Origin of the sequence: Streptomyces sp. NPDC014891 (genome assembly GCF_043081085.1) — a bacterium.
Classification (GTDB): domain Bacteria; phylum Actinomycetota; class Actinomycetes; order Streptomycetales; family Streptomycetaceae; genus Streptomyces.
Genome location: NZ_JBIBWF010000001.1, coordinates 1,055,403 through 1,078,548 on the forward strand (window position 1 = coordinate 1,055,403; position 23,146 = coordinate 1,078,548).

Genomic DNA, 23,146 nt, shown 5'->3' on the forward strand with positions numbered 1-23,146 from the left:
CGGACACCGGAGCGGGGCCCCGGATGCGTGGCGGGGGTGCTGTCCTGTTGAATCGGCGGTCATGCGGTCTTCGTTCGTCTCCGGTTCAGCTCCTCGGCCAGGCGGGGGTGCCGTGCGCCCTGCCCGGCGGTCCCGGGCCCGTGTCGCGGTGTCCGTCCGGCGTCCCCGTGCCGCGGCGCTCGCGGCCCTGCTGTCCCTCGTCGTGCTCGGCGCGGCCGGGTGTTCCGACGGCGCGGGCGGCACCGACGGCTCGTCGTCGGAGCCGCGTCCCTCCGGGGCCGGGGCCACGACCGGGAAGGTCGTGGACCTCAGGAAGCGGATCACCGCGTTCACCGGTCGACTGTCCGCGGACGGCGGCTACCAGGGTCCGGGCCCCACGCAGCGCCGTACGGTGGCGGACGGCGTCCGCCTGACGCTCGACGGCGACCTGGCGGCGGCGCGCGAGCGGCTCGCCGCGGTCGGCTGGACCGTGCGGACGCTCCGGGACCGGGCCGGCGGCCGCGAGTTCGCCGAGCTGGCCGACGCGGGCTCCGCGACGGCCCGGGAGCGCGGCTGGGGGCGTGTGTACGTCGGCCTGGGCGGCGGACGGGCGCGCTGGAGCGTGCAGGCCCCCCATCCGGTGGCCGATCTCCATAGCGAGCGGCTCGCCGTGGACACCCTTCTCGCGGCGCCGCGGGGCGTCCTGGTGCTGGCCGGGGCGCACCGCGACGCGGGGGCCGGGGACAGTGCGGACGTCGCGCACCGCGAGGACACCGTGTTCGACGCGGTCTGCGACCTGCTCGCCGGGCAGGGCATGCCCGCGATCCAGGTCCACGGCTTCGCCGACGACTCGCTGCCGGGCGAGGACGTCGTCGTCTCGACCGGCCGCGGGGACGCGGCGCGGCAGCCGGCGGAGCGGCTGGCGGACGCCCTCGACCTGCGCGGACTGGCGGTGTGCCGGGCGGCCCGGGAGGACTGCGGCGCTCTGGAGGGCCGCCGCAACGTGCAGGGCGTACGGGCCGACGCGCTGCGCGTGCCGTTCCTGCACGTCGAGTTCAACCGCTCGGTGCGCGGCGACAGGAAGTCGGCCGAGGACGCGGTGGGCGCGCTCGGTGAGGTGGCGCGGTCCTGGTCCGATGCACCGGGCGCGGACGCACCGGGCGCGCCGACGTCCTGAGGCGCCGGGGGCGTCGCGGCGCCGGTCGCCGGTGAGGACTGGCCGGTCGCCGGTGAGGACGGCGCCGTCCGCCGTGTAGTCGGAGGCGTGTTCGCCTCGGCGACCCGAGGAGCCACGCGGCAGCCCGCCGACGGGGCTGCGGCGAGCCCGGAACTCGGCGGCGCACCCGCTCCACTCCCCCACCTCCACCCGACTCGGCCCCTTGAGCCACGTTCCAACATTCCACGTTCCAACATTCCAACTAAAGATTCAGTCAGCGTGAGACACTGCGAGCGACGAAGAGGAGGCACCACGTGGCCACAGACCGCCGAACCGCGATCCTGGAAGGAGCCGCGCGCGTCATCGCGCGGCGCGGGGTCCGCGGACTGCGGGTGGAGGAACTGGCGGTCGAGGCCGGGGTGTCCACCGCCCTGATCTACTACCACTTCAAGGACCGCGCGGGCATCCTGCGCCACACGCTGGAGTTCATCAGCGACCGGGCGGACCGGTACACGGCGGCCGACGAGGGCGCGGCCGAGGGGTTCGACCCCCGCGGCGAGCTGGAGCGGTCGCTGCTGCTGGAGTTCCAGGACCTCCCCGAGGTCCGGGAGAACAGCACGGCCTGGGGCGAGCTGCGGGCCAGCGCCGTGTTCGACCCGGAGCTGCGGCGCGAGCTCGCCAGGACCGGCCTCGCCTGGGTCCACGACGTGGCGGCGCTCCTGGGCGAGGCCTGCCCGACCGTTCCCGCACCGACGCTCACGGCGTCCGCGGAACGCCTGACCGCCCTCACGGAAGGACTCAGCACGCGCTGGCTCAGCGGCGGGCTGCCCCTGCACCGCGCCCGGGAGCTGATGCGCGCGGCGATCTCCGTGGAGCTGGAGCAGCTGGCCCGCCGCCGGCCGCCGCAGCCGTGGAGCGGCGGGCGAACCGAGCAGCGGAGCGGCACAGAACCCGAGCCGTGTCCCGTCCCCGACCCCGACGCCGCCTCACGCTGACCGCCGCCTCGCACCGCCCGACGCCGTTCGCCCACCGCGCCCGCACCGCCCCGGCCGTCCCGTCACCGCCCGGGCCCCGCGCCACCCGGCGCGGGGCGGTGCCCCTAAGGTGCGGGGGTGGCTACCCGAACCCTTCTGACCAGCCCGTCTCTCGCCGACGCGGCCCTGCTCGCCCACACGGAGCAGGGCCGGACGTGGCCGCTGCTGGCATGGGCACCCGGTCCGGGGATCCGCATGGTGTCGAGCGCGGTGCTGGGCGGCGGCATCGGCGAGCGGGAGTGGGTGCTGAACGCCCAGGTCCCGCCCGGCTACGACCGGCTCGATCCCGCCGCCCACCTCCGCGAGCTGGCGGCCGGTGCGGGACTCACCGGCCCGGGCGTGGGCCTGATGACGGCCGCCTCGGTCGCGGACCTGCGCCACGCCGAGGACGGCGGCGCCCGGGCCGTGGTCACCGCGGGGATCGGCGTACGGGGCTGGGCGGCGGAACCGGGCGTCGGCGACGCGACGGTCCCCCGCCCCGGCACCATCAACATCGTCGTGTCGCTGCCGGTCCCCCTGACGGACGCGGCCCTGGTGAACGCGGTCGCCACCGCCACCGAGGCGAAGGTGCAGGCCCTGGTGGAACTGGGCGCGGACGCCTCCGGGACCCCGACGGACGCGGTCTGCGTGGCGGCTCCCGTACCCACCGCCGGCGCGGCCCAGCCCTTCGCCGGCCCGCGCTCGCTGTGGGGCGCCCGCCTGGCCCGAGCGGTCCACGCGGCGACCCGGGCGGCCTGCGCGGAGCTGATCACTCCCCAGGGACCACCCGGGACCGCGTCCCGCCGGGCGTGAGGAACGAGTCCGCGGCTGCGTGCCACTCGGCACCGAGAGAGCCCCCCGCCCGCCTCCGCACGCCCTCCCGCCCGGACCGGCGGTCGCCGCCCTCACCCGTGCGACAACAGCGCCGCCGTGAGTTCGGCCGCCCGGCGGTGCCACAACTGGGCCCCCCGCAGCATCGCGTGGCCGCCCGTCGGCATCGGGATGCCCGCCGCGTCCGCCCCCGCCGCCCGGGCCCTGCGGACGAAGTCCCAGGAGGCGCGGGCCGAGGTGACGCGGTCGCTCTCGTCGTGCAGCAGATAGAGGCGCCGGCCGCCCAGGTGGTCGACGGGCTCGCCGGTGGGACACCAGGGCGCGAGGGCGACGACCCCCCGGACGGCGGGGTCGCCCGCCGCGGCGAGGGCCGCGCGGCCCCCCATCGAGTGGCCGACGAGGACGACGGGGACGGGCCCGGCCTGTTCCCGGAGGCGTACGAGGGCGCTCTCCGCGTCCCGGGCGGCGTCGGCGCTCGCGCCGTTCCAGCCGCGGTGCCGGTAGCGCACCTCGCCGATCAGCACGTCCCGGCCCCGGACGGCGCGGTTCACGGCGGCGGCGAAGGGCCGCATGCGCAGCGCGGGCAGGTTGAGGGCGGGCGGCGGCCCGGGGCCGTCGGCCCGCCCGCCGTGGAGCAGCAGCACGGCCGCGGTCGGTACCGCCGGCCCGCTCCGGACGACGAACGCGCCGGGGTCGGCCCGGCGGGTGGGGCACAGCGTCATCGGCCGCTCGCCCCGCTCCCGGGACGGTGCGGTGGCCGGTGGGGCCGTCCGCTGGTGCGGACCGCCGGCCGTCCGGGCTGCTGCGCCATGAGGGGCCTCCAGGAGTCGCCTGCCGCCTCCCCGGTGGAGCGGCCCGCTCACGCCACGGGGACACGACGCTGAGACCCGAAGTCTGCCAGGTCGCACGGTCCGTCAGATACGGGCCCCGGCGGCCGGCCCGGCGGTCGGGGGTCACGGCGTGCCCGGGGTCCCGACGGGTGCCGCCGGGGCGGGGCAGGCGACCGTACCCGGCCGGACGGAGAGCGTGAGTCTCGGCGTGGTGAGGAGGCCGGGGATCTGGAAGTCCTGGGCGGTGCCGACGATCCGGTCGAACTTGGCGTACCGCGCCTGGATCCCGAAGCGGTGCTGGGGGCTGTTCAGCGGGTTCACCACGTACGCGCCGCTCGCGTCCTTGACCGTCTTCACGCCGGCGCCGTTGGTGTTGAGGTCGACGACGCCGTCCATGTCGAGGACGCCGGTGGCGTTCCGCAGGTCGAGGACGGTGTTCTCGGTCCGGATCTCCCAGGAGCGCGGGTCGTCGTCCCCGAGGGTGAGGAGCAGGGTGTACGCGGCTCCCGCGATCTCCTGCCGCCGGCTGATGCAGAGGCCGTTGACGACCCCGTCGGCGAAGCCCATGCGGAGGACCCGCACGGTCCCGGTGGAGCCGTCGGGCCGTACGACCGCCTGGTCGACGACGGCGGCGCCGTACTGCGTCCCGTACAGGCTGCTGGTGGTGAAGTCGACGGGCCGGTCCTGGATGCGGAGGCCGACGGCGAGTGCGCCGCTCGCCATGGCCGAGCCGAGGCCGCCGGCCGCGAGGAGGGCGGGCACGGCGACGGCGAGCGAGCGCCGCCAGTGGGTCCGGCCCTCCGCGCCCCGGCCGTCGGGGTTCCGGGTGGGTCCGGGCCTGCGGGGGCCCCCGGCGTGCTCGTCGCGTGTCGGGGACCGGGGGTCCTCGGTGGGCTCGGGGCTCATGGGGTGGTCACCGTGATGGTTCCGGGGAGGTGGACGGGGTTGTCGGTGGAGTCGAGGGCCGCGTGGTCGTCGACCGTGCGGATCGCGTAGACGTCGCCGACGAAGTCCTCGGCGCCGGCCGTGAGCGGGATGAGGGAGCCGAAGAAGTCGAGCAGGCCCTGCACTCCGCAGATCTTGACGAGGACGCGGACGCAGACGTTCGTGATGGTGCCCCACATCGTGGTCGTCTCGGGCCTGCCCGCGCGGTCGTAGCCGCCGAGGGATCCCTCGCCGGGGACGTCGATGGTGACGGTGTGACCGGCCGCCCGCTGCGTCACGTTCAGGTGCGAGCGGATCTTGAGCTTGGTGAAGGTGTACTGGTTCGTGACCCGGGTCGTGCCGTCGGAGAGCCGGACGGTGACGTTCTTCTCGACGGTCATGGAGACGGCGACCATGCTGGCGATGGTGACGCGGAGCGGGTCCGGGGAGGGCAGGAAGGGCGCACCCAGGGGCTCCACGGCGGCCGCCGCCCCCGCGGCCCGGCTCGGCTGCCCGGACCAGAGGGCGGTGACCACGGCGAGGAGGAGCGCGGCGGCGACGGCCGCCGCCCTGTGCGGCGCCCCGGTCCGGTGCCGGGCGGGCGGCCTCATCCCTCGGCCTCCGCCGCTGCCCGGCGGCGGGGCTCCCGGACGCCCCAGCCGACCGTCATGGAGCCGCCGAGGACGCCGAGCAGCATGCCGAGGAGGAAGCCGCCGAGGTTGGAGACGACGAGCGAGACGACCGCGAGGACCGTGCCGATGAGACCGAAGGTGTAGCGCTGGCCGGGCAGTGCCAGGGGGATGAGTCCGCACAGGATCATCCCGCCGCCGACGAGGTAGCCGGCCACTCCCCCGAATCCCGTGCTCACGATCAACTGCAGTGAGCTGAGGGAGAACTTGAGGACGGTCCATCCCCCGGCGATCAGCCACAGCCCGCCCCAGAAGGGCCGGGTGCGCCGGAAGGCCCGGAACCAGGCGCGCGCGTGCGCCGCCCGGCTCAGCACGTGGTGGCCGTTCCGGCGACGACCCTGATCCTGAGGTCGGGCAGGACGAGGGCGCCGGCCATCTCGGCGTCGTACGCGGTGGCGTCGAGTCCGTGGAGCGTGATGGAGCTGCCGCCCTCGCCGCCCGCCGAGCCGAGCCCGAACCCGCCGGGGACGGCGCCGGTGAGCGGTCGGCCGGCGACGGTGACCTGGTCGGCGGACTGTCCGAGGACGGCGTTCTGGAGGGTGGTCCTGCCGTACGCCCGGAGTTCGGTGGCCTGGATGTAGAGGTTCGAGGCGTCGATGTCGGTGGTGAAGGCGGTGGGCGGGGTGGCCGCCACCTTCTGGCCGCCGGTCAGGAGCAGCGAGTACGGGACGCCCGCGATGGTCTGGTGGACGATCCCGCAGAGCCCGGCGAGCCCGGCGCTGGCGAAACCGACGCGGGCCATCCCGGTGTCGGTGGTGGTGCTGCCGTCCGGGCGTCCGACGGCGGGGGTGTTGACGATGGCGCCGAAGCCGGTGCCCTCGACTCCGTTGGACGTCAGGGTGAAGGGCTGCCCCGTGACGCTGAAGTTGGCGGCGAGCGCGCCCTGCGCCAGGGCGGTGCCGAGGACGCCGATGGCGAGGGCCGAGGGGACGAGGGCGAGGGCGCCGCGGCCCCAGCGGGTGCCGCGCCGCCGGCCGTCGGCCGCCTCGGCGAGCATCCGGGTGTTCCAGTCGGCGGCGGCCCGGGTGCCGGCCGTGCGCATCCGGGTGAGGGCCGGACCGATGCGGCGGGGAAGGGACGGGGTCTGCGTCATGCGGATCCGCTCCTCACGGACACGGGGGGTACGGAGGGGCCGCCGGGTCCCGAGTCTCCGGGGGCCCGGTCGGCGGTCCGGCCACGGCGCGGGAGGCCGTGGCCCGGGAAGCCGCGTCCCGGGGCGGGCTTCTCGGGGAGCCAGGCGAAGGCCATGGAGCCGCCGAGGACGGAGAGGACCATGCCGGCGAAGAGTCCGCCGAGGTTGGACAGGGGGAAGGAGGCGACTCCCGCGATCACCGCGATGACGCCGGCGGTGTGCCGCTGACCGGGCAAGAACAGCATGAGCAGGGCCATCGCCATGAGGACGACGCCGCCGGCCATGCCCGCGATGCCTCCGACGCCGACCTGGAGGATCTTCCCGAGCGGGGCCATCGGCAGGAAGAGGATGACGAATCCGCCGAGCGCGGTCCAGACCGTCGCCCAGAACGGCCGGGTGCGCCGCCAGCGGCGGAAGGCCGCGCGGGTCCCTCGGGTGCCTCCGGCGGGACCGGTGGGAGCCGGTGCGGCGGATTCGCCTGCTCCGAGGGGGTGTTCGGGCGGTTCGGGCGGTGGATCCGTGGTCATGGGTGCCTCGCAGCTGGGGTCGGGGCGGGAGGGGCCGGAGGCCGGGTCCGCCGGGGACGCGGCCTCCGGGTGGGCGGGATCGGGCCGGGATCCGTGCGGGTCAGCAGCCCTTGTCGCCGTGGGCGATGCCGATGGCGAGGTCCGGCAGGGTGATGGCTCCGGAGATGGTGGCGCCGTGGGCATCGGCGTGGAGGTTCTTGATGTCGGTGCGGCCGCCGGTGGCGTCCAGGCCGAACTGGCCCGGGGTGCCGTCGGTGATGCCGCTGCCCCTGATCCCGGCGCCGTCGGCGGCGGCGCCGATGACGTTCGGGGTGGTGGTGCTCGCGTTGAGCGTGGCCGTGGCGGCCTTGAGCGACTGGGCGTCCAGGACCAGCCTGTCGGCCTGGAGTCCGGCACCGGCGACGAGTTGGTCGCTGGTCAGCGGGGTGGCCGCCGCCGGTGAGGAGATGTTGAGCGACCAGGTGCCGAGGCTGCCGATCACCGGGAGGGCGACGGACTGGACGGCGTGCACGCAGATGCCGTCCAGTCCGGCCTTGGCGATGCCGACCTCGGCGGCCCCCTTGGACCCGCCGGCGTCGACGGTGTGCATCACGGCGCCGATGCCCTGCGGGGCGGCGACCGTCTTCGAGCTGAGGGTGAAGGGGACGCTGGTCAGCGAGAGGTTCGCGGCGAGCGCGCCCTGCACCATGGCCGTGGCCATGGCGGCTACCGCCGCCGCGGCGGGCACGGCGAGGAAGGCGGATCTGCGCCAGCGGGTGATGCCTCGGGGCTCGTGCTGCATGTGGTCTCCAACCGTCGTCCCGCACGGGTCGCGCGGGGGGATCCGGATGCGGCCGTGCGCCCCGCGGCCGGTGCGGCCGATGTGACGGCCGCTGAGGCCGACCCGGAGCGGATGACACTTCACGACTACCTGTTTGAGAATTGGACACTCCTATAAAGAGTGTCAATAGCTCGGACAATCCTGGGGAGAAGTGCGACTGGACTAGGCTTGCCCGATGCCACGGTTCAGGGAGACGGTCCGGACACTGCTGCGCGAGCGGCTGCTGGACGCCGCGTACGAGGCGGTCGCCGACCGCGGCTTCGACAAGCTCCGGATGTCCCACCTGGCCGGCGCGGTCGGGGTCAGCCGCCAGACGCTGTACTCGGAGTTCCCGTCCAAGGAGGCCGTCGGCGAGGCACTCTTCCAGCGCGAGCTGGAGCGCTGCCTGGTCGGCATCCAGGAGGGACTGGACGCCCACCGGGACGACCTGAGGGCGGCGGTCGAGGCGTCGGTCGGCTTCACGCTCACGCTGGCCGGCCGGAACCCGCTGATCAAGGCCATGCTGACGAGCACCGGCGAGGACGGCCTCCTCCCCTATCTGACGACCCGCTCGGCGGCGGCCTTCGACCTGGCGACGGCGATGGCCGACGCGTACGTCACGGAGGCCTGGCCGGCGATCGACCCGGTGGCGCGGGAGCTCGCCGTGGACGCGGCGGTGCGCCTGACGGCGAGCCACATCGTCCAGGCGGCCTCCTCGCCGGAGGAGTCGGCCCGGCGGATCGCGGACACCGTCGTCCGGATCGCGCTGAGCACGGGCACCGAGCGGGTGCCGGAGGCCGCGCCCCCGGCCTGAGCGACGGCGGTTCCCGGGCCGGGTCCGGCAGGTCCCGGCCCGGCACGCGACGCCCGGCCTGATCGACAAGACACCCCCTAGGGAGCAGGCCCCGCATAGGCCTCCAGGACGGGACGGTTGCCGATCGCCGCGGACGCGGAGACCGGGAAGGCCCGTACCCCGACCCGGCCCTCGATCCGTGCGATGTCGCCCCAGCCGTACGCCCGCGAGTCGTCCGACAGGTCGGGGTTGTCACCGAGGTAGAAGAACGACCCCTCGGGCACGGTCCGCAGCGCGGACCGTGCGGAGCGCGCCCCGTCGGGACCGCAGCACGCCCCCGTACGGTGGGCCTGCGCCGCCCACTGCGGTGCCACGACCCGCCGGAGCGGACCCTCGCCCGCCTCCTGCAGCAGCACCTGGAACGGCTCCTCGGGCGTGGACACGATGGCGACGCGGTCACCGGGCAGCCCGATCACCCGCTTGACCAGGAGCGCGTCCCTTCCGGTGGCCCGGAGCAGGACGACGTCGAAGCGGCGCGCCGCCGCCGCGGAACCCGGCGCCGCGAGCACCCGGTCCCCCGGGTGGAGGGTCGGCGCCATGCTCGTGCCGTCGACCCGCACGCCGAGGGCCGTCACGGCCACCACCGCCACCAGGCAGAGCACCACTCCGGCACCGAGGACGGCGGCCGCCGCCCGGCGCCCGGTCACCGGGACCCGCTCCGGGCCCGGGAACGGAGACGGGGACGCACGCGGCCACCACGGCGACGGGCACGGAGGCGACCGCGGGGACGGTCGCCGGGACGGGCACGAGCGCCGCCGCGCGGTCGGCCGCGGGGGCGTCCGTCGTCGGGACGGCCGTCCCGGACGTCCGGCAGCCGTACGCCGCCGGACCGGTCGATCTCGGTCATGCCGGGACGGTAGGACGGGCGGCGGACGGCGGCCGTGACCGTACCGCTCAGGGTTGTTGACCGGGTGCGCTCGGCGCCGGGGCGGGGCCGGCCCGCCGGTCCGCGGATCCGGCCCGGGCCCGGTAGGCCCGGGGCGTCTCGCCGGTCCAGCGGCGGAACGCCCGGTGGAAGGCGCTGGGTTCGGAGAATCCGAGCCGGTGCGACAGACCCTCGATGGAGATCCGGCCGCCGGCCAGCTCGGCGAGGGCGTGGTCGCGCCGCACCTGGTCGCGGATCCGCTGGTACGTGGTGCCCTCGGCGGCCAGCCGGCGGCGGAGGGTCTGCGGGCTGACGGACAGCAGGGCGGCGAGCTCCTCGGGGGTCGGGACCGGGCCGGCCGGCAGGGACCTGCCGATCAGGTGCCGCACCCGGCCGGTCGCCGTGCTCTCGTGGTCGACGCGGACGAGCACGTCGACGGGGGCCCGCCGGAGGAAGACGCGGAGCGCGGCCGCGTCCCGCAGGACCGGCTCGTCGAGGTCCGCACGGTCGAGGACGGCGGCCGTCCGCGGGGCGCCGAACACGCAGGGCGCCCCGAACAGGAGGGCGCACTCGCCCGCGTGGCGGGGTTCGGGGTGGGCGAACTCGACCCGGCGGAGCCCGATTCTCCGCCGGACGAGCCAGCCGGCGAAGCGGTGCGCGACCAGCACCGTGGCCTCGGCACCGAAGTGGAGGGGGTCGTCGTACCCGGAGAGGTCGAACTCCAGCAGCGCCTCGTCGGCGTCGCCGGCCGCACCGGCCGTCCCCGCCGGTTCGACGAGGCGGAAGCGCGGCCCGCCCGGGAACAGGGCGTAGAAGGCCCCGGCCAGCCGGAGCGCCTCGCGCAGGTCTCGGCTGCCGTGGACCACCGCGTGGGCCATCATCGCGAAGGTCCCCACCTTGCTCGGGGTGCCGCCGAAGCCGATGAGCTCGTCGTCGAGGGCGGTCCAGAGCATTCTGACGAGCTGGCCGAACCGCTCCGCCGGAACCCGCTCCGCTGTCCGGGCTTCCTCGGCGAGCGCGGCGGGCAGCCCCGCGCGGGCGAGCAGCGGTCCGGTGGCGACGCCGCGCCGCTCGGCCGCCAGCAGCACGGCCCGTACGTGACGGGCGCTCACCGACTGCGTCAGCATGCCCGTCGCCCCCTCCCCCGTGGACAGTTCAACCCTCAGTTGTCCAGGATCAGACACTCTAGCCAGAACTGTAAGGCGGAGAACGCCCGATCCTGTGAACGGGACACAGGTCACAGCCGTACCTTCGGCTGGGGCGGAAACGCGCCGAACGCACGAGGGAAGAGGGGCAGCAGATGAGCGGAGTGGCACGCCGGACCGTGGTCGCGGCGGCGGGCGGTACCGGACTGGTCGCGGTTCTGGCCGCCTGCGGGGGCGGCGGCACCGCCGACGGGGACGGCAGCGGCACCGGGGGCGCGGCGAGCGGCGGGACGGACGACGGCGGCGCGACCCCCGAGGCCGAGACCCTCGCGCAGACCGGGGACATCCCGGTGGGCGGCGGGAAGGTCATCGCCGGCAAGGGCGTGGTGATCACCCAGCCGAAGGCCGGCGAGTTCAAGGCCTTCTCGTCGAAGTGCACCCACGCGGGCTGCGCCGTCGGCAGCGTCCAGGACGGGGTCATCGTCTGTCCCTGCCACCAGAGCCACTTCGACATGTCGGACGGCAGCGTGAAGTCCGGCCCCGCCGGCTCCCCGCTGCCGCCGACGCCGATCCAGGTGATCGGCGACGCGATCAGCTTCGGCTGACGACGCCCCCGGCACCCGGCGCCCTCCCCGCGACCCCGGACCGCCGGGGGAGCTTCCAGGCGGCGAGCACGTCGTCGGTGGTGGTGATCGTGGCGACGAGCGCCAGGGTGTGGCGGATCATCGCGGGGGTGTAGTCGGCCGGCACCCCCGCGATGGCGTCCGCGGGCACGACCACGGTGTAGCCGAGGTTGACGGCGTCGAAGACGGCGTTGGGCACGGCCACGTTGGCGGAGACGCCGGTGACGATCAGGGTCCGGCAGCCGAGGTTGCGGAGCAGCGGGTCAACGTCGGTCCCGGCCAGGGGCGAGAGCCCGTGCAGCCGCCGTACGACGAGGTCCTCCTCGGCGACCTGGATCGGTTCCGCGACGCGTACCGCCGTGCTTCCGCTGTGCTGCTGGACGGGAAGCCGGGCCGCGGCCCGGAAGAGCCGGGCGTTGCTGCTGGCGCCCCGCCCGTCGGGGCGCCGTTCCGCGACGGCGTGGATGACCTGGACGTCCGCCTCGTGGGCGGCGGCCACCAGCCGGGCCACGTTGCACAGCGCGCCCGACGCTCGTGCGGCGGCTGCCAGTTCGGGCAGGGCGCTGTCCGGCCCGACGACCCCCTGCTGGCATTCGACGGTGAGCAGCACGACGCCTCCGTCCGGCCTGATCCGCTCTCCGAGCCGCTCTCTCGCAGTCCGCTCCATGACCTCTCCCCTTGCACGCGGGCGAATGGCCCCCCATGCTTTCTGACGTCTCATCAGAAATCCAGAAGGGTGCGGACGATGACCGTCGCACAGCGCCGTGGACGCCGGATCATGATGACCCCGGCGGAGCTCGACTCCTTCCTCGCCGAACAGCGCACCTGCCGGGTCGCGACCGTCTCCGCCGACGGCCGCCCGCACGTGAGCGCGCTCTGGTTCGCCTGGGACGGTTCCTCGCTCTGGCTGTACTCGCTGACCCGCAGCCGGCGGTGGGCGGAGCTGCGCGCCGACCCGAGGATCGCCGTCGTGGTGGACGACGGGGTGGAGTACGGCGAACTGCGCGGCGCGGAGCTGTCGGGCACGGTCGAGTTCGTGGGCGAGGCGCCGCGCACGGGCGAACCGTGCCCCGAACTCGACGTGCCCGAGCAGCTGTTCGCCGCCAAAAACTTCGGGCTCGACGCGATGCCGCACGACGGGAGGCACGCCTGGATGCGGCTGACACCGGACGCGATCGCCTCCTGGAACTTCCGCAAACTCGCGGGCCCCTGACCGAAGCCCGGTCAGCTCCCCAGCGGCCCGGCCGCCTCCCGCAGCGCCCCGACGACCGCCCGTACGGAGGGTCTGCGCCCCGCGTCGGAGCGCCAGGTGGCGTAGATGTGGCGCCGCACCGGCTGCCGTACGGGGACGAAGACGACCCCTTCCGGCACCGGCCGCCCCAGCCTGGGTGTCACGCACACGCCGAGTCCCGCCGCGACGAGTGCCAGCTGGGTGTGGTGCTCCCCCGCCAGATGCCCGATGCGCGGCTCGATGCCCTGCGAGCGCAGGGTGAACATGAGCCAGTCGTGGCAGAACTCGCCCTCGGGCCAGGAGACCCATTCCTCGTCCGCGAAGTCCACCAGGTCCACCGCCTCGCGCCCGGCGAGCCGGTGCCCGGCGGGCAGGGCGACGTCGGCGGCGTCGTCGAGGAGATGGGCCCGCTCGAGCCCCCCGGGCACGGGTGCCCGCTTGTTGCTCCAGTCCAGGACGAGCGCGAGGTCCGCGTCGCCGCGGAGCACGGCGCGCACCCCGCTCTCGGGCTCCAGCTCCGTGGTGCGGACCCGCAGGTCGGGGTGGCCCTCGCGCAGGGCGGCGAGCGCGGCGGGGAAGAGGCCCCGGGCGGCGGTGGGGAAGGCGGCGACCCGCACCTCGCCCACCACCTGGCCGCGCTGGGCCTCGATGTCGGCCTGAGCCGTCTGGACCTGGGAGAGGATCCGGGCGGCGTGCTCGGCGAGCAGCATCCCGGCGTCGGTGAGCCGCACCCCCCGGCCGTTCTTGGCGAGCAGCTGCTGGCCCACCTCACGCTCAAGTTTGGACAGCTGCTGGGAGACGGCGGAGGTGGTGACGTGCAGCCCCTCGGCCGCGCCGCTGACCGAGCCGTGCCGGGCGACGGCGTCGAGGGTGCGCAGGCGCTCCAGATTCAACATGTAAGCGATTCTAAGGGGAGGGGTCGAGGAATTCTGGCTTGTTCTAAGAGGTCGTCGCCCTCACTCTGAGTGCATGAGCCCCGCAGCCCCGCTCCCGCCCGCAGCCCCTTCCGCCGCCTCCCGTCTGCTCGACTGGCGCGTCCGCTTCGGCGTCCTGGCCCTGATCTGGGGATTCAGCTTCGTCTTCATCAAGGTCGGCACGGAGGGCTTCGCCCCGTTCCAGGTGACCTTCGGGCGGCTCCTCTTCGGTACGGCGGTGCTGGCCGTGGCCCTGGTCGTGAAGCGCGACCGGCTGCCGCGCGGCGCCCGCGTCTGGGGCCATCTGACCGTCGCGGCCTTCCTGCTCAACGCCCTGCCGTTCTCCCTCTTCGCGTACGCCGAGCTGACCATCCCGTCGACCCTGGCGGGCATCTGCAACGCGACGACACCGCTGTGGGGCATGCTGCTCTCCCTCGTGGCGCTCTCCGAGGACCGTCCCACCCGGGTCCGCGCGGCGGGCCTCGGGATCGGCTTCGTCGGGGTGCTGACGGTGCTCGGCGCCTGGCAGGGCTTCTCGGGCGTCGACGTGACGGGCACGGCGCTGGCCCTGCTCGCGTCCCTCAGCTACGCCGTCGGCTGGATCTACGTCCGTAGGACGCTGAGCGGCACGGGCGCCTCGAACCTCTCGCTCGCCGGTTCGCAGGTCGGTCTCGCGACACTGCAACTGGCGGTCGTCACACCGCTGTTCACGTCGGTCCCGACCTCCGTCGAGGTGCTCCCGCTGCTCGCCGTGATCGCGCTCGGCGCGCTCGGCACGGGGTACGCGATGCTGCTCCAGTACGGGGTGGTGGCGGAGGTCGGCCCGACGACGGCCGCGATGGTCACGTACTTCATCCCGGTCATCGCGACGGCGGCGGGCGTCGCCCTGCTCGACGAGCGGCTCGCCTGGAACACCCCGGTCGGCGCGATCGTGGTCCTGGCGGGAGCGGCCCTCACCCAGACCCGCCGAACCCCCCGACGGGCCGCCACCCCCACCCCGATCACGCCCACGACGAACGGCACCCCTCCCCAGCCCGTCGCGGCCAACGCACCCGCCACGAACGGCACCCCTCCCCATCCCGTCTCGGGCAACGCGCCCGCCAGGAACGGCACCCCCACGCACCCCGTCGCGGGCATGCGTTCCTGAGGCGGAGCGGGCCCCTCACCCCCAACTCCGGGCCACCATCGGCCCCACCGCTCCCACCACCGCCTCGGCCAGCGGTTCCACGTCCGTGAGGGCGAGGCCCGAGACGGTGATCCGGACGGCCGGCCCCGTGTCCATCCGGAACCGTGCCCCCGGCGCGACCGCCCAGCCCGCGGCGAGCAGCCGGGCCACCGCCCCGGTCTCGTCCGGCACCGGGACCCAGACGTTCATTCCGCTGCGTCCGCGGGCCTCGACACCCCGCCGGGCCAGGGCCCGGACGAGACCGTCGCGCCGCTTCCCGTAGGCGCGGGAGACGGTCGCCGGGTCCACCGCCTCCGCGGCCCAGAGGTGGGCGACGGTCCGCTGGAGGAGCTTGCTGACCCAGCCGGGCCCCAACCGCTGCCTGCCGAGGACCCGGTCGACGGTCTCGGCGTCGCCGGTAAAGGCGGCGATCCGCAGGTCGGGGCCGTAGGCCTTGGCCACCGAGCGGATCAGCACCCAGTGGTCGCGGCCCCCGGCCAGCGGGTGCAGCGGCTGCGCGACGATCCCGTGGCCGTGGTCGTCCTCGATCAGCAGCACCCCCGGATGCCGGGCGAGCACCTGCCGCAGCTCCTCGGCACGGGCCCCGGTCACACACGCGCCGGTGGGGTTCTGCGCCCGGTCCGTCACGATCACCGCCCGCGCCCCGTCCACGGCGAGCGCCCGCTCGACGGCCTCCGGTCTCGGCCCCTCCTCGTCCACGGCCATCGGTACGGGCCGCAGCCCGAGCGCGGGGACGAGGTCGAGGAGGCTGCCCCAGCCGGGATCCTCGACCGCGACGGCGTCCCCGGGCCGCAGGTGCACGGCGAGCACGCGCTCGACCGCGTCGAGGGATCCGGAGGTGACGCCGACGGGACCCTCGGGCACCCCGTCGGCGTCGAAGGCGGCGCGCGCGAGGCGCGCGAACTCCTCGTCGACGGGGGCCTCCCCGTACATGCCGGGCCGTTCGGCGTACCGCCGCGCGACCTCGGCGAAGGCCTCCCCGATCGGGGGCAGCAGCGCCGGGTCGGGGCTGCCGTTGCTCACGTCCCTGACCCCCGCAGGGGCCTCCACCCGGATCGATCCGCGGGCGGTCGTGGCGGGGCGCGGGCGCACCCGGCTGCCCCGTCGCCCGTCGGTCTCGATGACCCCGCGTTCGCGCAGGGTGCGGTAGGCGGCGGCGACGGTGTTCGGGTTCACCCCGAGCGTGACGGCCAACTCCCGCATGGGAGGCAGGAGTCGCCCGGGCTCCAGAGCCCCGAGCCCCACCCCGCGCTCCACGCTGGCGGCGATCTCCGATGCGCGACGACCTTCGATCCGATACTCTCCTAGCACAAACACAAGTATGCACTAGTGCAATGGAGAACGCAATGGGCACCCCCGCCGACACGGCCCCCGCCGAGACCCCCGGAACCTCCGGAACCTCCGCCGGCGCGTACACGCCGACCGACCGGACCGTCCCCACCCGCTCGCGGCAGCGCGCTTCGTACGACAAGGCGCTGGTGCACTCGATACTCGACGAGGCCTACGTCTGCCACCTCGGGTTCGTGCGGGACGGCGCGCCGGTCGTGCTCCCGACGCTCTTCGGGCGCATCGGCGACCGCCTCTACGTGCACGGATCCACCGGCTCGCGTCCGCTGCGGGCGGCCGGCGACGGCACGGCCTCCCCCGGACTGCCCGTCTGCCTCACCGTGACCCACGTCGACGGTCTCGTGCTCGCCCGTTCCGCCTTCCACCACTCCCTCAACTACCGCTCGGTCGTGGTGCTCGGCACCGCCCACCAGGTCACCGACCCCGAGGAGCTGCGGACCGCCCTGGACGCCCTCGTCGACCAGGTCGTCCCGGGACGCTCCGCCGACTCGCGCCCGGCGAACGCCAAGGAGCTCGCCGCCACGGCCGTGATCCGGCTCGACCTGAACGAGGTCTCGGCGAAGGTCCGCACCGGCGGACCCAACGACGACGCCGGGGACCTCACCCTCCCCCACTGGTCGGGCGTGGTCCCGGTGCGGGGCGGCTACGGCGTCCCGGTCCCGGCCGACGACCTCGACCCGTCCATCGGTCTGCCCGGCTACCTGGCCGCGCTCTAGCGGGCGGCGGAAGGCGAAGGGACGGACCGACGATGCCGAGGACGGACACCCCATGCTGATCCACCCCTGGGACGCACCCCGCGACGAGGACGAGTGGCGGGCCTGGCTCTCCCGGCACGACTTCGGCCAGCTCGCCGTCAACGGCCTGCCCGGAGAACCGCCGTGGGTGCAGCCGGCGCACTTCCGGTACGAGGCCGAACCCGGCCCGTACGGCCGGGTGCTCACCCACCTGGCCCGCCCCAACCCGCTGTGGCGCGCCGTGGAGGCCGACCCCGCGGTCCTCCTCAGCGTGGTCGACGACTACGTCTTCGTGCCGGGCACGTGGACCGCCCCGGAGGGGACGCCGGCCTCCCACGGCACACCGACCTCGTACTACGCGGCGGTGCAGCTGCACTGCACCGCGCACGTGGTCGACGATCCGGCCGAGAAGGCGGAGCTGCTCAACCGCCAGGTCGCCCACTTCCAGCCGGACGGCGGCACCGCCCCCGCGGTCCCCGGCGAGGCCCCCTTCGGCCGGCTGCTGGCAGGGATCCGGGTGCTGCGGCTGGAGGTCACGACCGTGCGGGCCAAGTTCAAGTACGCGGGGAACAAGCCGCCGGAGGTCCAGGACCGGGTCATGGACCGGCTGGCCGGGCGGGACGGCCCCCGCGACCGGGCGGCGCGCGGACACCAGCTGCGCCGCCGCACCGCCGGCTGAACCGGGGCGGGGCCGCGGCGCCGGTGCCCGGTGGCTCCTACACCGCGACGGCCTCCCGCCGCCGTTCCGCCGTCGCCGTCCGCGCCTCGGCGAACGCGAGGCCGGTGACGGCGGTGAGCAGCAGCAGCGTGCCGAGGACGACGGCGGCGGTGAGCCGCTCGCCGAGCAGGCCCACGGCGATCACGGCCGCGCTCACCGGCTCCAGGAGCATGATCACGGAGACGGTCGCGGCCCGGACGACCGCCGCCCCCGCGAAGTAGAGCGCGTAGGCGAGCGCGGTCGGCACGGCGGCCACGTAGCCGAGCAGGAGCAGTACCTGCAGCGGCGCGTCCGTGTGCGGGACGAGGCCCTCGGCGAGCGCCGCCGGCAGCAGCCCGACGGCCCCGATCGCGAAGGCCCAGGTCGTGGTGGACAGCGCGTCGGTTCGGCCGCCGTCCCGGCCGAGGTAGCGGGTCAGCAGGGTGATCGCCGCGTAGCCGGCGGCCGAGACGACCGCGAGGACGACTCCCAGCGGGCGGACCTCGGCGGCGCCTCCGCCGAGGACGAGGACGAGGAGCCCGGCGAGCGCGCCGGTGACGGCGGCGATGCCGCCCCGGCCGAGGCGCTCGCCCATGGTGAGCCGGGCGCCGACCGCGATGAGGACGGGGCCCGCGCCCAGCGTGACGACCGTGCCGACGGCCAGCCCGGTGGCCTGGACGGCGGCGAAGTAGGCGCTCTGGAAGACGGTGAGTCCGATCCCGGTGCCGAGGATGCGGGCGGTGCGGCGGCCGCGCGGTTCCGCCGCCGGACGGACGGTGCGGCGCCGGGGGCGCAGGGCGAGTGCCCCGAGGAGCAGGACGAGGCCGCCGACGCAGCGCCAGAAGGAGAGGGCGAGGGGGCCCATGTCGCTGCTGCGGAAGATCAGCGAGGCGGCGGCGCCGGCCGTGCCCCAGGCGACTCCGGCGACGATCAGATAGAGCAGGCTGCGTCCGACGGACAGGGCGGACGGTGAGGACTTCGACACGTGGGTGCTCCGGGGAGGACGGAAGGAAGGGTGGTCGCTGGGCTCCGCGCGCGGGCAGCGACGAACCGCTCGGGGGCGGGGGTCCGCCCGGCCGAGCCCGGTCTCCGTCGGGAGTGTCTCCGCGCGCCCTAGGCGGCGGGAGGCGGAAGCACGGTCGCATGCATGATCGGCACCCTAGGTGTCGGCCCGCCCGGCGGGCAAGCCGGTTCTCGCCCCGTCGTCCACGCCGCCGTCCAGCGGCACCGCGCCGGCCGCCGTCACCTCCGCCGCGGACCCCGCAACCGGTCCGGCGGCGGGCGCCTTCGGCGTCGAGGACTGGGCGATGAAGGCGCCGACCAGGACGACCACGCCGCCGATGATCTGCGGGGCGTCGAGATACTGCCCGAGCAGCACCCAGGCGAGGACCGTGGCGATGACCGCCTCCAGGCAGGCCACGACGCCCGCCACCTGAGGCGAGAGCCGGCGCACCGAGACGACGCCGGTGACGTACGCGAGCACGGTGGCGATCAGCACGATCCAGCCGAGCAGCAGCCACGCGGGGACGGAGGCGCCGTCCATGTCGGCGCGGCCCCCGAGCAGGGCCCAGTCCATGCCCCACGGGCGGGCGACGACGGTGAGCACGGCGGCTCCGATGAGGAGCCCGTAGGCGATGACGCCGATCGGGTCGGCCTGTTCGGCCTCGCCCGAGCCCTGGTCGGACAGGACGAAGTAGCCGACCTGGCAGCAGGCGGCGGCGAGGGCCAGGAGGAGTCCGACCAGGTCGAAGGTGAGCCCGGACCAGACCTGGACGACGCAGGCGAGACCGCCGACGGCCAGCACGACGCCGAGGGCGGCGGCCCGGGTGACGGGCCGGCGCTGGACGAAGCGGACCCAGCCGAGGACGAGGGCCGGGGCGAGGTACTCGATGAGGAGCGCGACGCCGACCGGGATGCGGGAGATCGAGGCGAAGTAGAAGGCCTGGACGCCGGCGACGGCGAGCAGTCCGAAGCCCACCAGGAGGGCCGGCTTGCGGCGCAGGAGGTCCCGGTGGCGCCAGGCCACCGGGAGCATGACGAGTGCGGCGCCGGCGACCCGGAGCCACACGACGTGGAGCGGGTCGAGGCCCGCCTCGATCAGCGGCTTGGCCGCCACTCCTGAACCACCGAATGCGAAGGCCGAGGCCAGGGCGAGTCCCAGGCCGGCGCTTCTCCCCTGAGACGCGTGCATCGGGCCATGATGACAGGACGCGGTCAGGGGCGTAACCCCCGTTACACCTGTTGAGACGAGTCCCCGTCAGCCCGTGGAAGGGAACCTTCCGCCAGGGCCGCGGCACCGCCGCCGGCGAGGTCTCCGGCGCGCGCTCCGGCCCGGGTGCTCAGGGCGCCGGGATCGACTCCGGCGCGCCGCAGCACCTCGGCGGCCCGGCTCTCCGGGTCGGCCGCGACGACCGCGAGCAGGTCGAGGCCGCGGGCCTGCGGATCCCCCCGCTCGGCGGCCCGCCGGAAGGCCTCCTCCAGGGCCGCGGCCGCGGCCGGCGACCAGCCGGAGCCGCGGCCGCCGCCGTGGACCTCGGCCGCGCGCACGGCGGGCAGCCGGCGTCCGGCGCCGGACTCCTCGACCGAGCGCTGCCAGCGCAGTCCGTATCCGATGGAGCGCTGCACGAGGTAGCCGAGGACGCGGGCGCGCCGGCCCCCTTCGAAGGCGGCGGCGACCTCGGGGTCGGACTCGATGAGCGCGTGCAGCAGGTGGGCGGTGTCGATCTGGCGGTCGCCGTCCCGGAGGGCTCTTCGGCGCGCCCCCGTGACGACCGTCATGAGGGACGGCGTCAGACGGGGCGCGAGCTCCGCCCGCGGGACGGCGGGCGGCCCGAGGGGCTGCTGGTGAAACGGGACGGGACGGTGCACCCTCTCACCTCATCAGGCGCGGGCCGCCGGGACATCGCCGGGGAGAAGCATGTCCGCATCCCACCGGAGGCGGGCACGCGTGCGCGGTTCCTCCTCCTTACGGATGAGATCGCGTGCGTCGACCGCCCGGGGCGCGCGCCGCCTTGCCCTGCGCCCCCGACGCAACCACGGGGCGCGCAGCCCACGTCCTCCGGCCGTGTTCTGGATGGTGACCCTGCCCGCGCGCGACGGGCGGCAGTACGTCTACCGGGTGTACGCGCCCCGGGACGCCCTGCCGGCCGATCTGTTCTGGGCGGCCTTCCACCACCACGAGGAGGCCGGGAGGCCTCGCGCCTCCGACCGGTTCGACGCCTCCGAGATCTGGTGGGTCGGCGACGGGGCGGGTCCGGCCGCCGCAGAACTGACGGTTCATCAGTATTGAATGTTCACGGTCCTCCGGCTACGTTCCGCGACACCGAAACCCAGCAGGCACGCGTGAAGGGGTGGTCTCATGGCCGAAGTCAGCGCGGAGGCACGGATCGAGGCACCGGCCGGAAAGGTCTGGGCCCAGCTCATGGACTTCCCCTCGTACGGCGAGTGGAACGCCACCCACACCGACTTCCCGAACGGCGGCCCGGCGACCCTGGAGACGGGCGCCACCTTCACCGAGAACATGAAGCTGATGGGCTTCCCCGCGGAGGTGCTCTGGACGGTCGAGGAGCTGGAGTCCGAGCGCGCCTTCGCGATCAAGGGCAAGGGCCCGATGGGCGTGCTGGTCACCACCCGCTACTCGCTCGCCGCGGACGGGGACGCCACCGCGGTCCGGATCGACGGCGAGTTCACCGGCGCGGCGGTCTCGCTGATGGCGGGCAAGCTCAGGGACTCGGCGACGGCCGCACTGACCGAGTCGCTGCGCAAGCTCTCGGGCCTGGTGGCCTGAGAAGTACACCCCGTACACCCGGAGAAGGGCCCCGCGGCGGGTGCCGCGGGGCCCTTCGGCCGGTTCCGGTCCCACCGGGCACCGGTCAGTCCTCGTCGGCGAGGATCAGGTACAGCTTCTTGCGGGCCTCGTTGATCACGCCGACCGCCTTCTTGCGCTGCTCGGCGCTGCCGGCCTTCCAGACCTGCCCGAACGCCTCCATCAAGCCGAAGCCGGCCTGCCGGATCTCGTTCATGGCCTCCCAGTCGACGCCGCGCCCGGCGTCCTGCCAGGGCGCCTCGGGTCCGCCGTCGGCCTCGGCCCGCCCGGTGTCGGTGAGCGTGAACAGCTTCTTGCCGCCCTCGCTCTCGCTGACGATCAGGCCCTCGTCCTCCAGCATCTGGAGGGTGGGGTAGACGGAGCCGGGACTGGGCCGCCAGGCCCCGTCACTGCGCTCGCCGATCTCCCTGATCATCTCGTAGCCGTGCATCGGGCGGTCCTTGAGGAGCGCCAGGATCGAGGCCCGCACGTCGCCGCGCCGCGCCCGTCCCCGGCCGCCGCCGTGACCGCGGCCGCCCCCGAAGGGGCCTCCGCCGCCGAAGCCCGGCCCGAAGGGGCCGAAGGCCGCGCGCCGCCCCTCGAAGTCACCGCGAGGGCCGGGGCCGAAGCCTCCACGGCCGGCTCCGTGTCCGTTTCCGTGGTCGTGTCCATGTGAACGCATCGCAACGCTCCTTCCATCGGGATTCACTCGCTGAACTGTCGCGATGCCTCAACGATATATCGGAACTATTCGGTGAGCAAGCTTCCGACCGCATCGGCTCCCGGCCGGTGCCGTGCCTGGCCGCCACGGACCGCCCCGCACGCCGTGGTCCGCCGGGCCGCGCGCACGATCCGCCCGGGCCACGGACGCGGCGGCGCGCGGAGTGCGGGCGTGCGGGCGTCCGGTCCGGTCGTCCGCGATCCGGTCCAGTCCTCCGCGATTGGCCTTGGTCCGCCCGATTCCGACCCCGGTACGGTCGGCGCCATGAAGATCCGCATCGTCGACGCCTTCACCGACCGGCCCTTCTCCGGCAACCCCGCCGGAGTCCTGCTCCTGGACGCCTTCCCGGACGACGCCTGGCTCCAGCGGGTCGCCGCCGAGGTCAACCTCTCCGAGACGGCCTTCGCCCACCCGCTCCCCGCCGGCGGCGGGGCCGACTGGGCCCTGCGCTGGTTCACTCCCACCACCGAGGTCGACATGTGCGGCCACGCCACCCTGGCCACCGCCCACGTCCTGCACTCCACGGGCACGGCGAGCGGCGCCGTCCGCTTCGCGGCGCGCTGCGGCGTCCTCGGCGCCACCACCGAGACCGACGGCACCGTCACGCTGGACTTCCCGACCTCCTCCCTGACCCCCGTCGCCGTCCCCGACGGACTGGAGGAGGCCCTCGGCGCCGAGGTCGTCGGCGTCCACGACACGGCCGAGCACATCGGCGACCTCGTCGTCGAGCTGCGCGACGAGCCCACCGTGCGCGGCCTCGCCCCGGACCTCGCCGCCCTCAAGGCCCTGTCGACCCGGGGCGTCATCACCACCGCCGCCGCCCAGGATCCCGGCAGCGGCCACGACTTCGTCTCCCGCGGCTTCTTCCCCGCCGTCGGCATCGACGAGGACCCGGTGACCGGCAGCGCCCACACCGCGCTCGCCCCCTTCTGGTCGGCCCGGTTCGGCCGCGACGACCTGGTCGGTCTGCAGGGCGGCGCCCGCACGGGCATCGTCCGCACCCGGCTGCGCGGCGACCGCACCCTCCTGAACGGCCACGCGGTCACCGTCATCGAGGGCGAACTGCGCGCCTGACGCTCGCGGCGGAACGCGTGAGGGGCGTACGGAGAACCCGTACGCCCCTCACGTCCCGCCGGCCTCCCGGC

General features: G+C 75.1%; 28 protein-coding genes. 12 read left to right on the forward strand and 16 right to left on the reverse strand.

The window, feature by feature from the left end; genetic code table 11:
* Nucleotides 1-148 precede the first annotated feature (148 nt).
* The 3 genes from ACF09E_RS04435 to ACF09E_RS04445 all read left to right on the forward strand — a co-directional run bounded on the left by ACF09E_RS04435 (nucleotide 149) and on the right by ACF09E_RS04445 (nucleotide 2,961).
* Nucleotides 149-1,156: a hypothetical protein gene (locus ACF09E_RS04435; RefSeq protein WP_392203789.1), complete on the forward strand. Its 1,008-nt coding sequence runs from the start codon at nucleotides 149-151 to the stop codon at nucleotides 1,154-1,156.
* A 293-nt stretch (nucleotides 1,157-1,449) separates the two neighbouring features.
* Complete coding sequence (locus ACF09E_RS04440; RefSeq protein ID WP_392203790.1) at nucleotides 1,450-2,130, forward strand: TetR/AcrR family transcriptional regulator; 681 nt, start codon at nucleotides 1,450-1,452, stop codon at nucleotides 2,128-2,130.
* Between the two features lie 117 nt (nucleotides 2,131-2,247).
* Nucleotides 2,248-2,961 carry an adenosylcobinamide amidohydrolase gene (locus ACF09E_RS04445; RefSeq protein WP_392203791.1) on the forward strand — a complete coding sequence of 238 codons (714 nt, stop codon included), beginning with the start codon at nucleotides 2,248-2,250 and terminating at the stop codon, nucleotides 2,959-2,961.
* Between the two features lie 92 nt (nucleotides 2,962-3,053).
* On the opposite strand, the gene ACF09E_RS04450 is transcribed toward ACF09E_RS04445, so the two are convergent.
* The 7 genes from ACF09E_RS04450 to ACF09E_RS04480 form a co-directional block, all read right to left on the reverse strand.
* Nucleotides 3,054-3,701, reverse strand: a complete 648-nt coding sequence (locus tag ACF09E_RS04450; protein WP_392203792.1) for an alpha/beta fold hydrolase — start codon at nucleotides 3,699-3,701, stop codon at nucleotides 3,054-3,056.
* 231 nt (nucleotides 3,702-3,932) lie between these two features.
* Entirely contained in the window at nucleotides 3,933-4,715 is a 783-nt protein-coding gene (locus ACF09E_RS04455; protein WP_392203793.1) for a DUF6230 family protein, read from the reverse strand.
* The gene (locus ACF09E_RS04460; RefSeq protein WP_392203794.1) at nucleotides 4,712-5,344 is read right to left on the reverse strand and encodes a hypothetical protein; all 633 of its coding nucleotides are present in this window, start codon (nucleotides 5,342-5,344) and stop codon (nucleotides 4,712-4,714) included. The genes ACF09E_RS04455 and ACF09E_RS04460 overlap by 4 nt, the downstream gene beginning before the upstream one ends.
* Nucleotides 5,341-5,736: a DUF6114 domain-containing protein gene (locus ACF09E_RS04465; RefSeq protein WP_392203795.1), complete on the reverse strand. Its 396-nt coding sequence runs from the start codon at nucleotides 5,734-5,736 to the stop codon at nucleotides 5,341-5,343. Before ACF09E_RS04465 ends, ACF09E_RS04460 begins: the two co-directional genes overlap by 4 nt.
* Nucleotides 5,730-6,515 carry a DUF6230 family protein gene (locus ACF09E_RS04470; protein WP_392203796.1) on the reverse strand — a complete coding sequence of 262 codons (786 nt, stop codon included), beginning with the start codon at nucleotides 6,513-6,515 and terminating at the stop codon, nucleotides 5,730-5,732. Before ACF09E_RS04470 ends, ACF09E_RS04465 begins: the two co-directional genes overlap by 7 nt.
* The gene (locus ACF09E_RS04475) at nucleotides 6,512-7,081 is read right to left on the reverse strand and encodes a DUF6114 domain-containing protein (protein ID WP_392203797.1); all 570 of its coding nucleotides are present in this window, start codon (nucleotides 7,079-7,081) and stop codon (nucleotides 6,512-6,514) included. The genes ACF09E_RS04470 and ACF09E_RS04475 overlap by 4 nt, the downstream gene beginning before the upstream one ends.
* 100 nt (nucleotides 7,082-7,181) lie before the next feature.
* Nucleotides 7,182-7,862: a cholesterol esterase gene (locus ACF09E_RS04480; RefSeq protein WP_392203798.1), complete on the reverse strand. Its 681-nt coding sequence runs from the start codon at nucleotides 7,860-7,862 to the stop codon at nucleotides 7,182-7,184.
* 214 nt (nucleotides 7,863-8,076) lie between these two features.
* On the opposite strand from ACF09E_RS04480, the gene ACF09E_RS04485 reads away from it, so the two are divergent.
* Nucleotides 8,077-8,694 carry a TetR family transcriptional regulator gene (locus ACF09E_RS04485; RefSeq protein WP_392203799.1) on the forward strand — a complete coding sequence of 206 codons (618 nt, stop codon included), beginning with the start codon at nucleotides 8,077-8,079 and terminating at the stop codon, nucleotides 8,692-8,694.
* A 77-nt stretch (nucleotides 8,695-8,771) separates the two neighbouring features.
* On the opposite strand, the gene lepB is transcribed toward ACF09E_RS04485, so the two are convergent.
* Together lepB and ACF09E_RS04495 are read right to left on the reverse strand one after the other, a co-directional pair.
* Nucleotides 8,772-9,380, reverse strand: a complete 609-nt coding sequence (gene lepB, locus ACF09E_RS04490) for a signal peptidase I (protein ID WP_392203800.1) — start codon at nucleotides 9,378-9,380, stop codon at nucleotides 8,772-8,774.
* 247 nt (nucleotides 9,381-9,627) lie between these two features.
* Nucleotides 9,628-10,725: an AraC family transcriptional regulator gene (locus ACF09E_RS04495; protein WP_392203801.1), complete on the reverse strand. Its 1,098-nt coding sequence runs from the start codon at nucleotides 10,723-10,725 to the stop codon at nucleotides 9,628-9,630.
* Between the two features lie 173 nt (nucleotides 10,726-10,898).
* Between ACF09E_RS04495 and ACF09E_RS04500 the strand changes: the two genes are divergently transcribed.
* On the forward strand, nucleotides 10,899-11,348 hold the full coding sequence (locus ACF09E_RS04500) for a Rieske (2Fe-2S) protein (RefSeq protein ID WP_392203802.1): 450 nt from the start codon (nucleotides 10,899-10,901) through the stop codon (nucleotides 11,346-11,348).
* Here the strand turns inward: ACF09E_RS04500 and ACF09E_RS04505 are convergent.
* Nucleotides 11,335-12,033, reverse strand: coding sequence for a cysteine hydrolase (locus tag ACF09E_RS04505; protein ID WP_392203803.1), 699 nt, complete (start codon nucleotides 12,031-12,033; stop codon nucleotides 11,335-11,337). The two genes, ACF09E_RS04500 and ACF09E_RS04505, sit on opposite strands and share 14 nt — an antisense overlap.
* 78 nt (nucleotides 12,034-12,111) lie before the next feature.
* On the opposite strand from ACF09E_RS04505, the gene ACF09E_RS04510 reads away from it, so the two are divergent.
* A complete protein-coding gene (locus ACF09E_RS04510; RefSeq protein ID WP_392203804.1) occupies nucleotides 12,112-12,579 on the forward strand; it encodes a pyridoxamine 5'-phosphate oxidase family protein in 468 nt (155 codons plus the stop codon).
* A gap of 11 nt (nucleotides 12,580-12,590) precedes the next feature.
* On the opposite strand, the gene ACF09E_RS04515 is transcribed toward ACF09E_RS04510, so the two are convergent.
* Nucleotides 12,591-13,493 carry a LysR family transcriptional regulator gene (locus tag ACF09E_RS04515; protein WP_392203805.1) on the reverse strand — a complete coding sequence of 301 codons (903 nt, stop codon included), beginning with the start codon at nucleotides 13,491-13,493 and terminating at the stop codon, nucleotides 12,591-12,593.
* A 73-nt stretch (nucleotides 13,494-13,566) separates the two neighbouring features.
* On the opposite strand from ACF09E_RS04515, the gene ACF09E_RS04520 reads away from it, so the two are divergent.
* Nucleotides 13,567-14,658: a DMT family transporter gene (locus ACF09E_RS04520; RefSeq protein ID WP_392203806.1), complete on the forward strand. Its 1,092-nt coding sequence runs from the start codon at nucleotides 13,567-13,569 to the stop codon at nucleotides 14,656-14,658.
* A gap of 15 nt (nucleotides 14,659-14,673) precedes the next feature.
* Here ACF09E_RS04520 and ACF09E_RS04525 read toward each other — a convergent pair whose 3' ends face one another.
* Nucleotides 14,674-16,008 carry an aminotransferase class I/II-fold pyridoxal phosphate-dependent enzyme gene (locus ACF09E_RS04525; protein WP_392203807.1) on the reverse strand — a complete coding sequence of 445 codons (1,335 nt, stop codon included), beginning with the start codon at nucleotides 16,006-16,008 and terminating at the stop codon, nucleotides 14,674-14,676.
* 35 nt (nucleotides 16,009-16,043) lie between these two features.
* On the opposite strand from ACF09E_RS04525, the gene ACF09E_RS04530 reads away from it, so the two are divergent.
* Nucleotides 16,044-16,760: a pyridoxamine 5'-phosphate oxidase family protein gene (locus ACF09E_RS04530; protein WP_392203808.1), complete on the forward strand. Its 717-nt coding sequence runs from the start codon at nucleotides 16,044-16,046 to the stop codon at nucleotides 16,758-16,760.
* A gap of 52 nt (nucleotides 16,761-16,812) precedes the next feature.
* Nucleotides 16,813-17,457, forward strand: a complete 645-nt coding sequence (locus ACF09E_RS04535; protein ID WP_392203809.1) for an FMN-binding negative transcriptional regulator — start codon at nucleotides 16,813-16,815, stop codon at nucleotides 17,455-17,457.
* Between the two features lie 37 nt (nucleotides 17,458-17,494).
* Here ACF09E_RS04535 and ACF09E_RS04540 read toward each other — a convergent pair whose 3' ends face one another.
* From ACF09E_RS04540 to ACF09E_RS04550, 3 genes are all read right to left on the reverse strand, one after another.
* Entirely contained in the window at nucleotides 17,495-18,460 is a 966-nt protein-coding gene (locus ACF09E_RS04540) for a DMT family transporter (RefSeq protein ID WP_392203810.1), read from the reverse strand.
* 174 nt (nucleotides 18,461-18,634) lie between these two features.
* The gene (locus tag ACF09E_RS04545; protein WP_392203811.1) at nucleotides 18,635-19,666 is read right to left on the reverse strand and encodes a DMT family transporter; all 1,032 of its coding nucleotides are present in this window, start codon (nucleotides 19,664-19,666) and stop codon (nucleotides 18,635-18,637) included.
* A gap of 41 nt (nucleotides 19,667-19,707) precedes the next feature.
* Nucleotides 19,708-20,253, reverse strand: a complete 546-nt coding sequence (locus ACF09E_RS04550) for a Clp protease N-terminal domain-containing protein (protein ID WP_392203812.1) — start codon at nucleotides 20,251-20,253, stop codon at nucleotides 19,708-19,710.
* 286 nt (nucleotides 20,254-20,539) lie between these two features.
* Here ACF09E_RS04550 and ACF09E_RS04555 point away from each other — a divergent pair, with 286 nt between their 5' ends.
* Nucleotides 20,540-20,764, forward strand: a complete 225-nt coding sequence (locus ACF09E_RS04555) for a hypothetical protein (RefSeq protein WP_392203813.1) — start codon at nucleotides 20,540-20,542, stop codon at nucleotides 20,762-20,764.
* Nucleotides 20,765-20,833: 69 nt separating this feature from the next.
* A complete protein-coding gene (locus ACF09E_RS04560; protein ID WP_392203814.1) occupies nucleotides 20,834-21,262 on the forward strand; it encodes an SRPBCC family protein in 429 nt (142 codons plus the stop codon).
* A gap of 85 nt (nucleotides 21,263-21,347) precedes the next feature.
* Here ACF09E_RS04560 and ACF09E_RS04565 read toward each other — a convergent pair whose 3' ends face one another.
* Nucleotides 21,348-21,962, reverse strand: coding sequence for a PadR family transcriptional regulator (locus ACF09E_RS04565; RefSeq protein ID WP_392203815.1), 615 nt, complete (start codon nucleotides 21,960-21,962; stop codon nucleotides 21,348-21,350).
* Nucleotides 21,963-22,265: 303 nt separating this feature from the next.
* Here ACF09E_RS04565 and ACF09E_RS04570 point away from each other — a divergent pair, with 303 nt between their 5' ends.
* The gene (locus tag ACF09E_RS04570; RefSeq protein ID WP_392203816.1) at nucleotides 22,266-23,075 is read left to right on the forward strand and encodes a PhzF family phenazine biosynthesis protein; all 810 of its coding nucleotides are present in this window, start codon (nucleotides 22,266-22,268) and stop codon (nucleotides 23,073-23,075) included.
* Nucleotides 23,076-23,146 lie beyond the last annotated feature (71 nt).

Excerpts from the sequence above, each read along its gene's own strand:
- ACF09E_RS04450 (WP_392203792.1), bottom strand. The coding sequence starts at position 3,701 with ATGACGCTGTGCCCCACCCGCCGGGCCGACCCCGGCGCGTTCGTCGTC.
- ACF09E_RS04455 (WP_392203793.1), bottom strand. The coding sequence starts at position 4,715 with ATGAGCCCCGAGCCCACCGAGGACCCCCGGTCCCCGACACGCGACGAG.
- ACF09E_RS04460 (WP_392203794.1), bottom strand. The coding sequence starts at position 5,344 with ATGAGGCCGCCCGCCCGGCACCGGACCGGGGCGCCGCACAGGGCGGCG.
- ACF09E_RS04470 (WP_392203796.1), bottom strand. The coding sequence starts at position 6,515 with ATGACGCAGACCCCGTCCCTTCCCCGCCGCATCGGTCCGGCCCTCACC.
- ACF09E_RS04475 (WP_392203797.1), bottom strand. The coding sequence starts at position 7,081 with ATGACCACGGATCCACCGCCCGAACCGCCCGAACACCCCCTCGGAGCA.
- ACF09E_RS04480 (WP_392203798.1), bottom strand. The coding sequence starts at position 7,862 with ATGCAGCACGAGCCCCGAGGCATCACCCGCTGGCGCAGATCCGCCTTC.
- ACF09E_RS04485 (WP_392203799.1), top strand. The coding sequence starts at position 8,077 with ATGCCACGGTTCAGGGAGACGGTCCGGACACTGCTGCGCGAGCGGCTG.
- ACF09E_RS04495 (WP_392203801.1), bottom strand. The coding sequence starts at position 10,725 with ATGCTGACGCAGTCGGTGAGCGCCCGTCACGTACGGGCCGTGCTGCTG.
- ACF09E_RS04500 (WP_392203802.1), top strand. The coding sequence starts at position 10,899 with ATGAGCGGAGTGGCACGCCGGACCGTGGTCGCGGCGGCGGGCGGTACC.
- ACF09E_RS04505 (WP_392203803.1), bottom strand. The coding sequence starts at position 12,033 with ATGGAGCGGACTGCGAGAGAGCGGCTCGGAGAGCGGATCAGGCCGGAC.
- ACF09E_RS04510 (WP_392203804.1), top strand. The coding sequence starts at position 12,112 with ATGACCGTCGCACAGCGCCGTGGACGCCGGATCATGATGACCCCGGCG.
- ACF09E_RS04515 (WP_392203805.1), bottom strand. The coding sequence starts at position 13,493 with ATGTTGAATCTGGAGCGCCTGCGCACCCTCGACGCCGTCGCCCGGCAC.
- ACF09E_RS04520 (WP_392203806.1), top strand. The coding sequence starts at position 13,567 with ATGAGCCCCGCAGCCCCGCTCCCGCCCGCAGCCCCTTCCGCCGCCTCC.
- ACF09E_RS04530 (WP_392203808.1), top strand. The coding sequence starts at position 16,044 with ATGGGCACCCCCGCCGACACGGCCCCCGCCGAGACCCCCGGAACCTCC.
- ACF09E_RS04535 (WP_392203809.1), top strand. The coding sequence starts at position 16,813 with ATGCTGATCCACCCCTGGGACGCACCCCGCGACGAGGACGAGTGGCGG.
- ACF09E_RS04545 (WP_392203811.1), bottom strand. The coding sequence starts at position 19,666 with ATGCACGCGTCTCAGGGGAGAAGCGCCGGCCTGGGACTCGCCCTGGCC.
- ACF09E_RS04550 (WP_392203812.1), bottom strand. The coding sequence starts at position 20,253 with ATGACGGTCGTCACGGGGGCGCGCCGAAGAGCCCTCCGGGACGGCGAC.
- ACF09E_RS04560 (WP_392203814.1), top strand. The coding sequence starts at position 20,834 with ATGGCCGAAGTCAGCGCGGAGGCACGGATCGAGGCACCGGCCGGAAAG.
- ACF09E_RS04565 (WP_392203815.1), bottom strand. The coding sequence starts at position 21,962 with ATGCGTTCACATGGACACGACCACGGAAACGGACACGGAGCCGGCCGT.
- ACF09E_RS04570 (WP_392203816.1), top strand. The coding sequence starts at position 22,266 with ATGAAGATCCGCATCGTCGACGCCTTCACCGACCGGCCCTTCTCCGGC.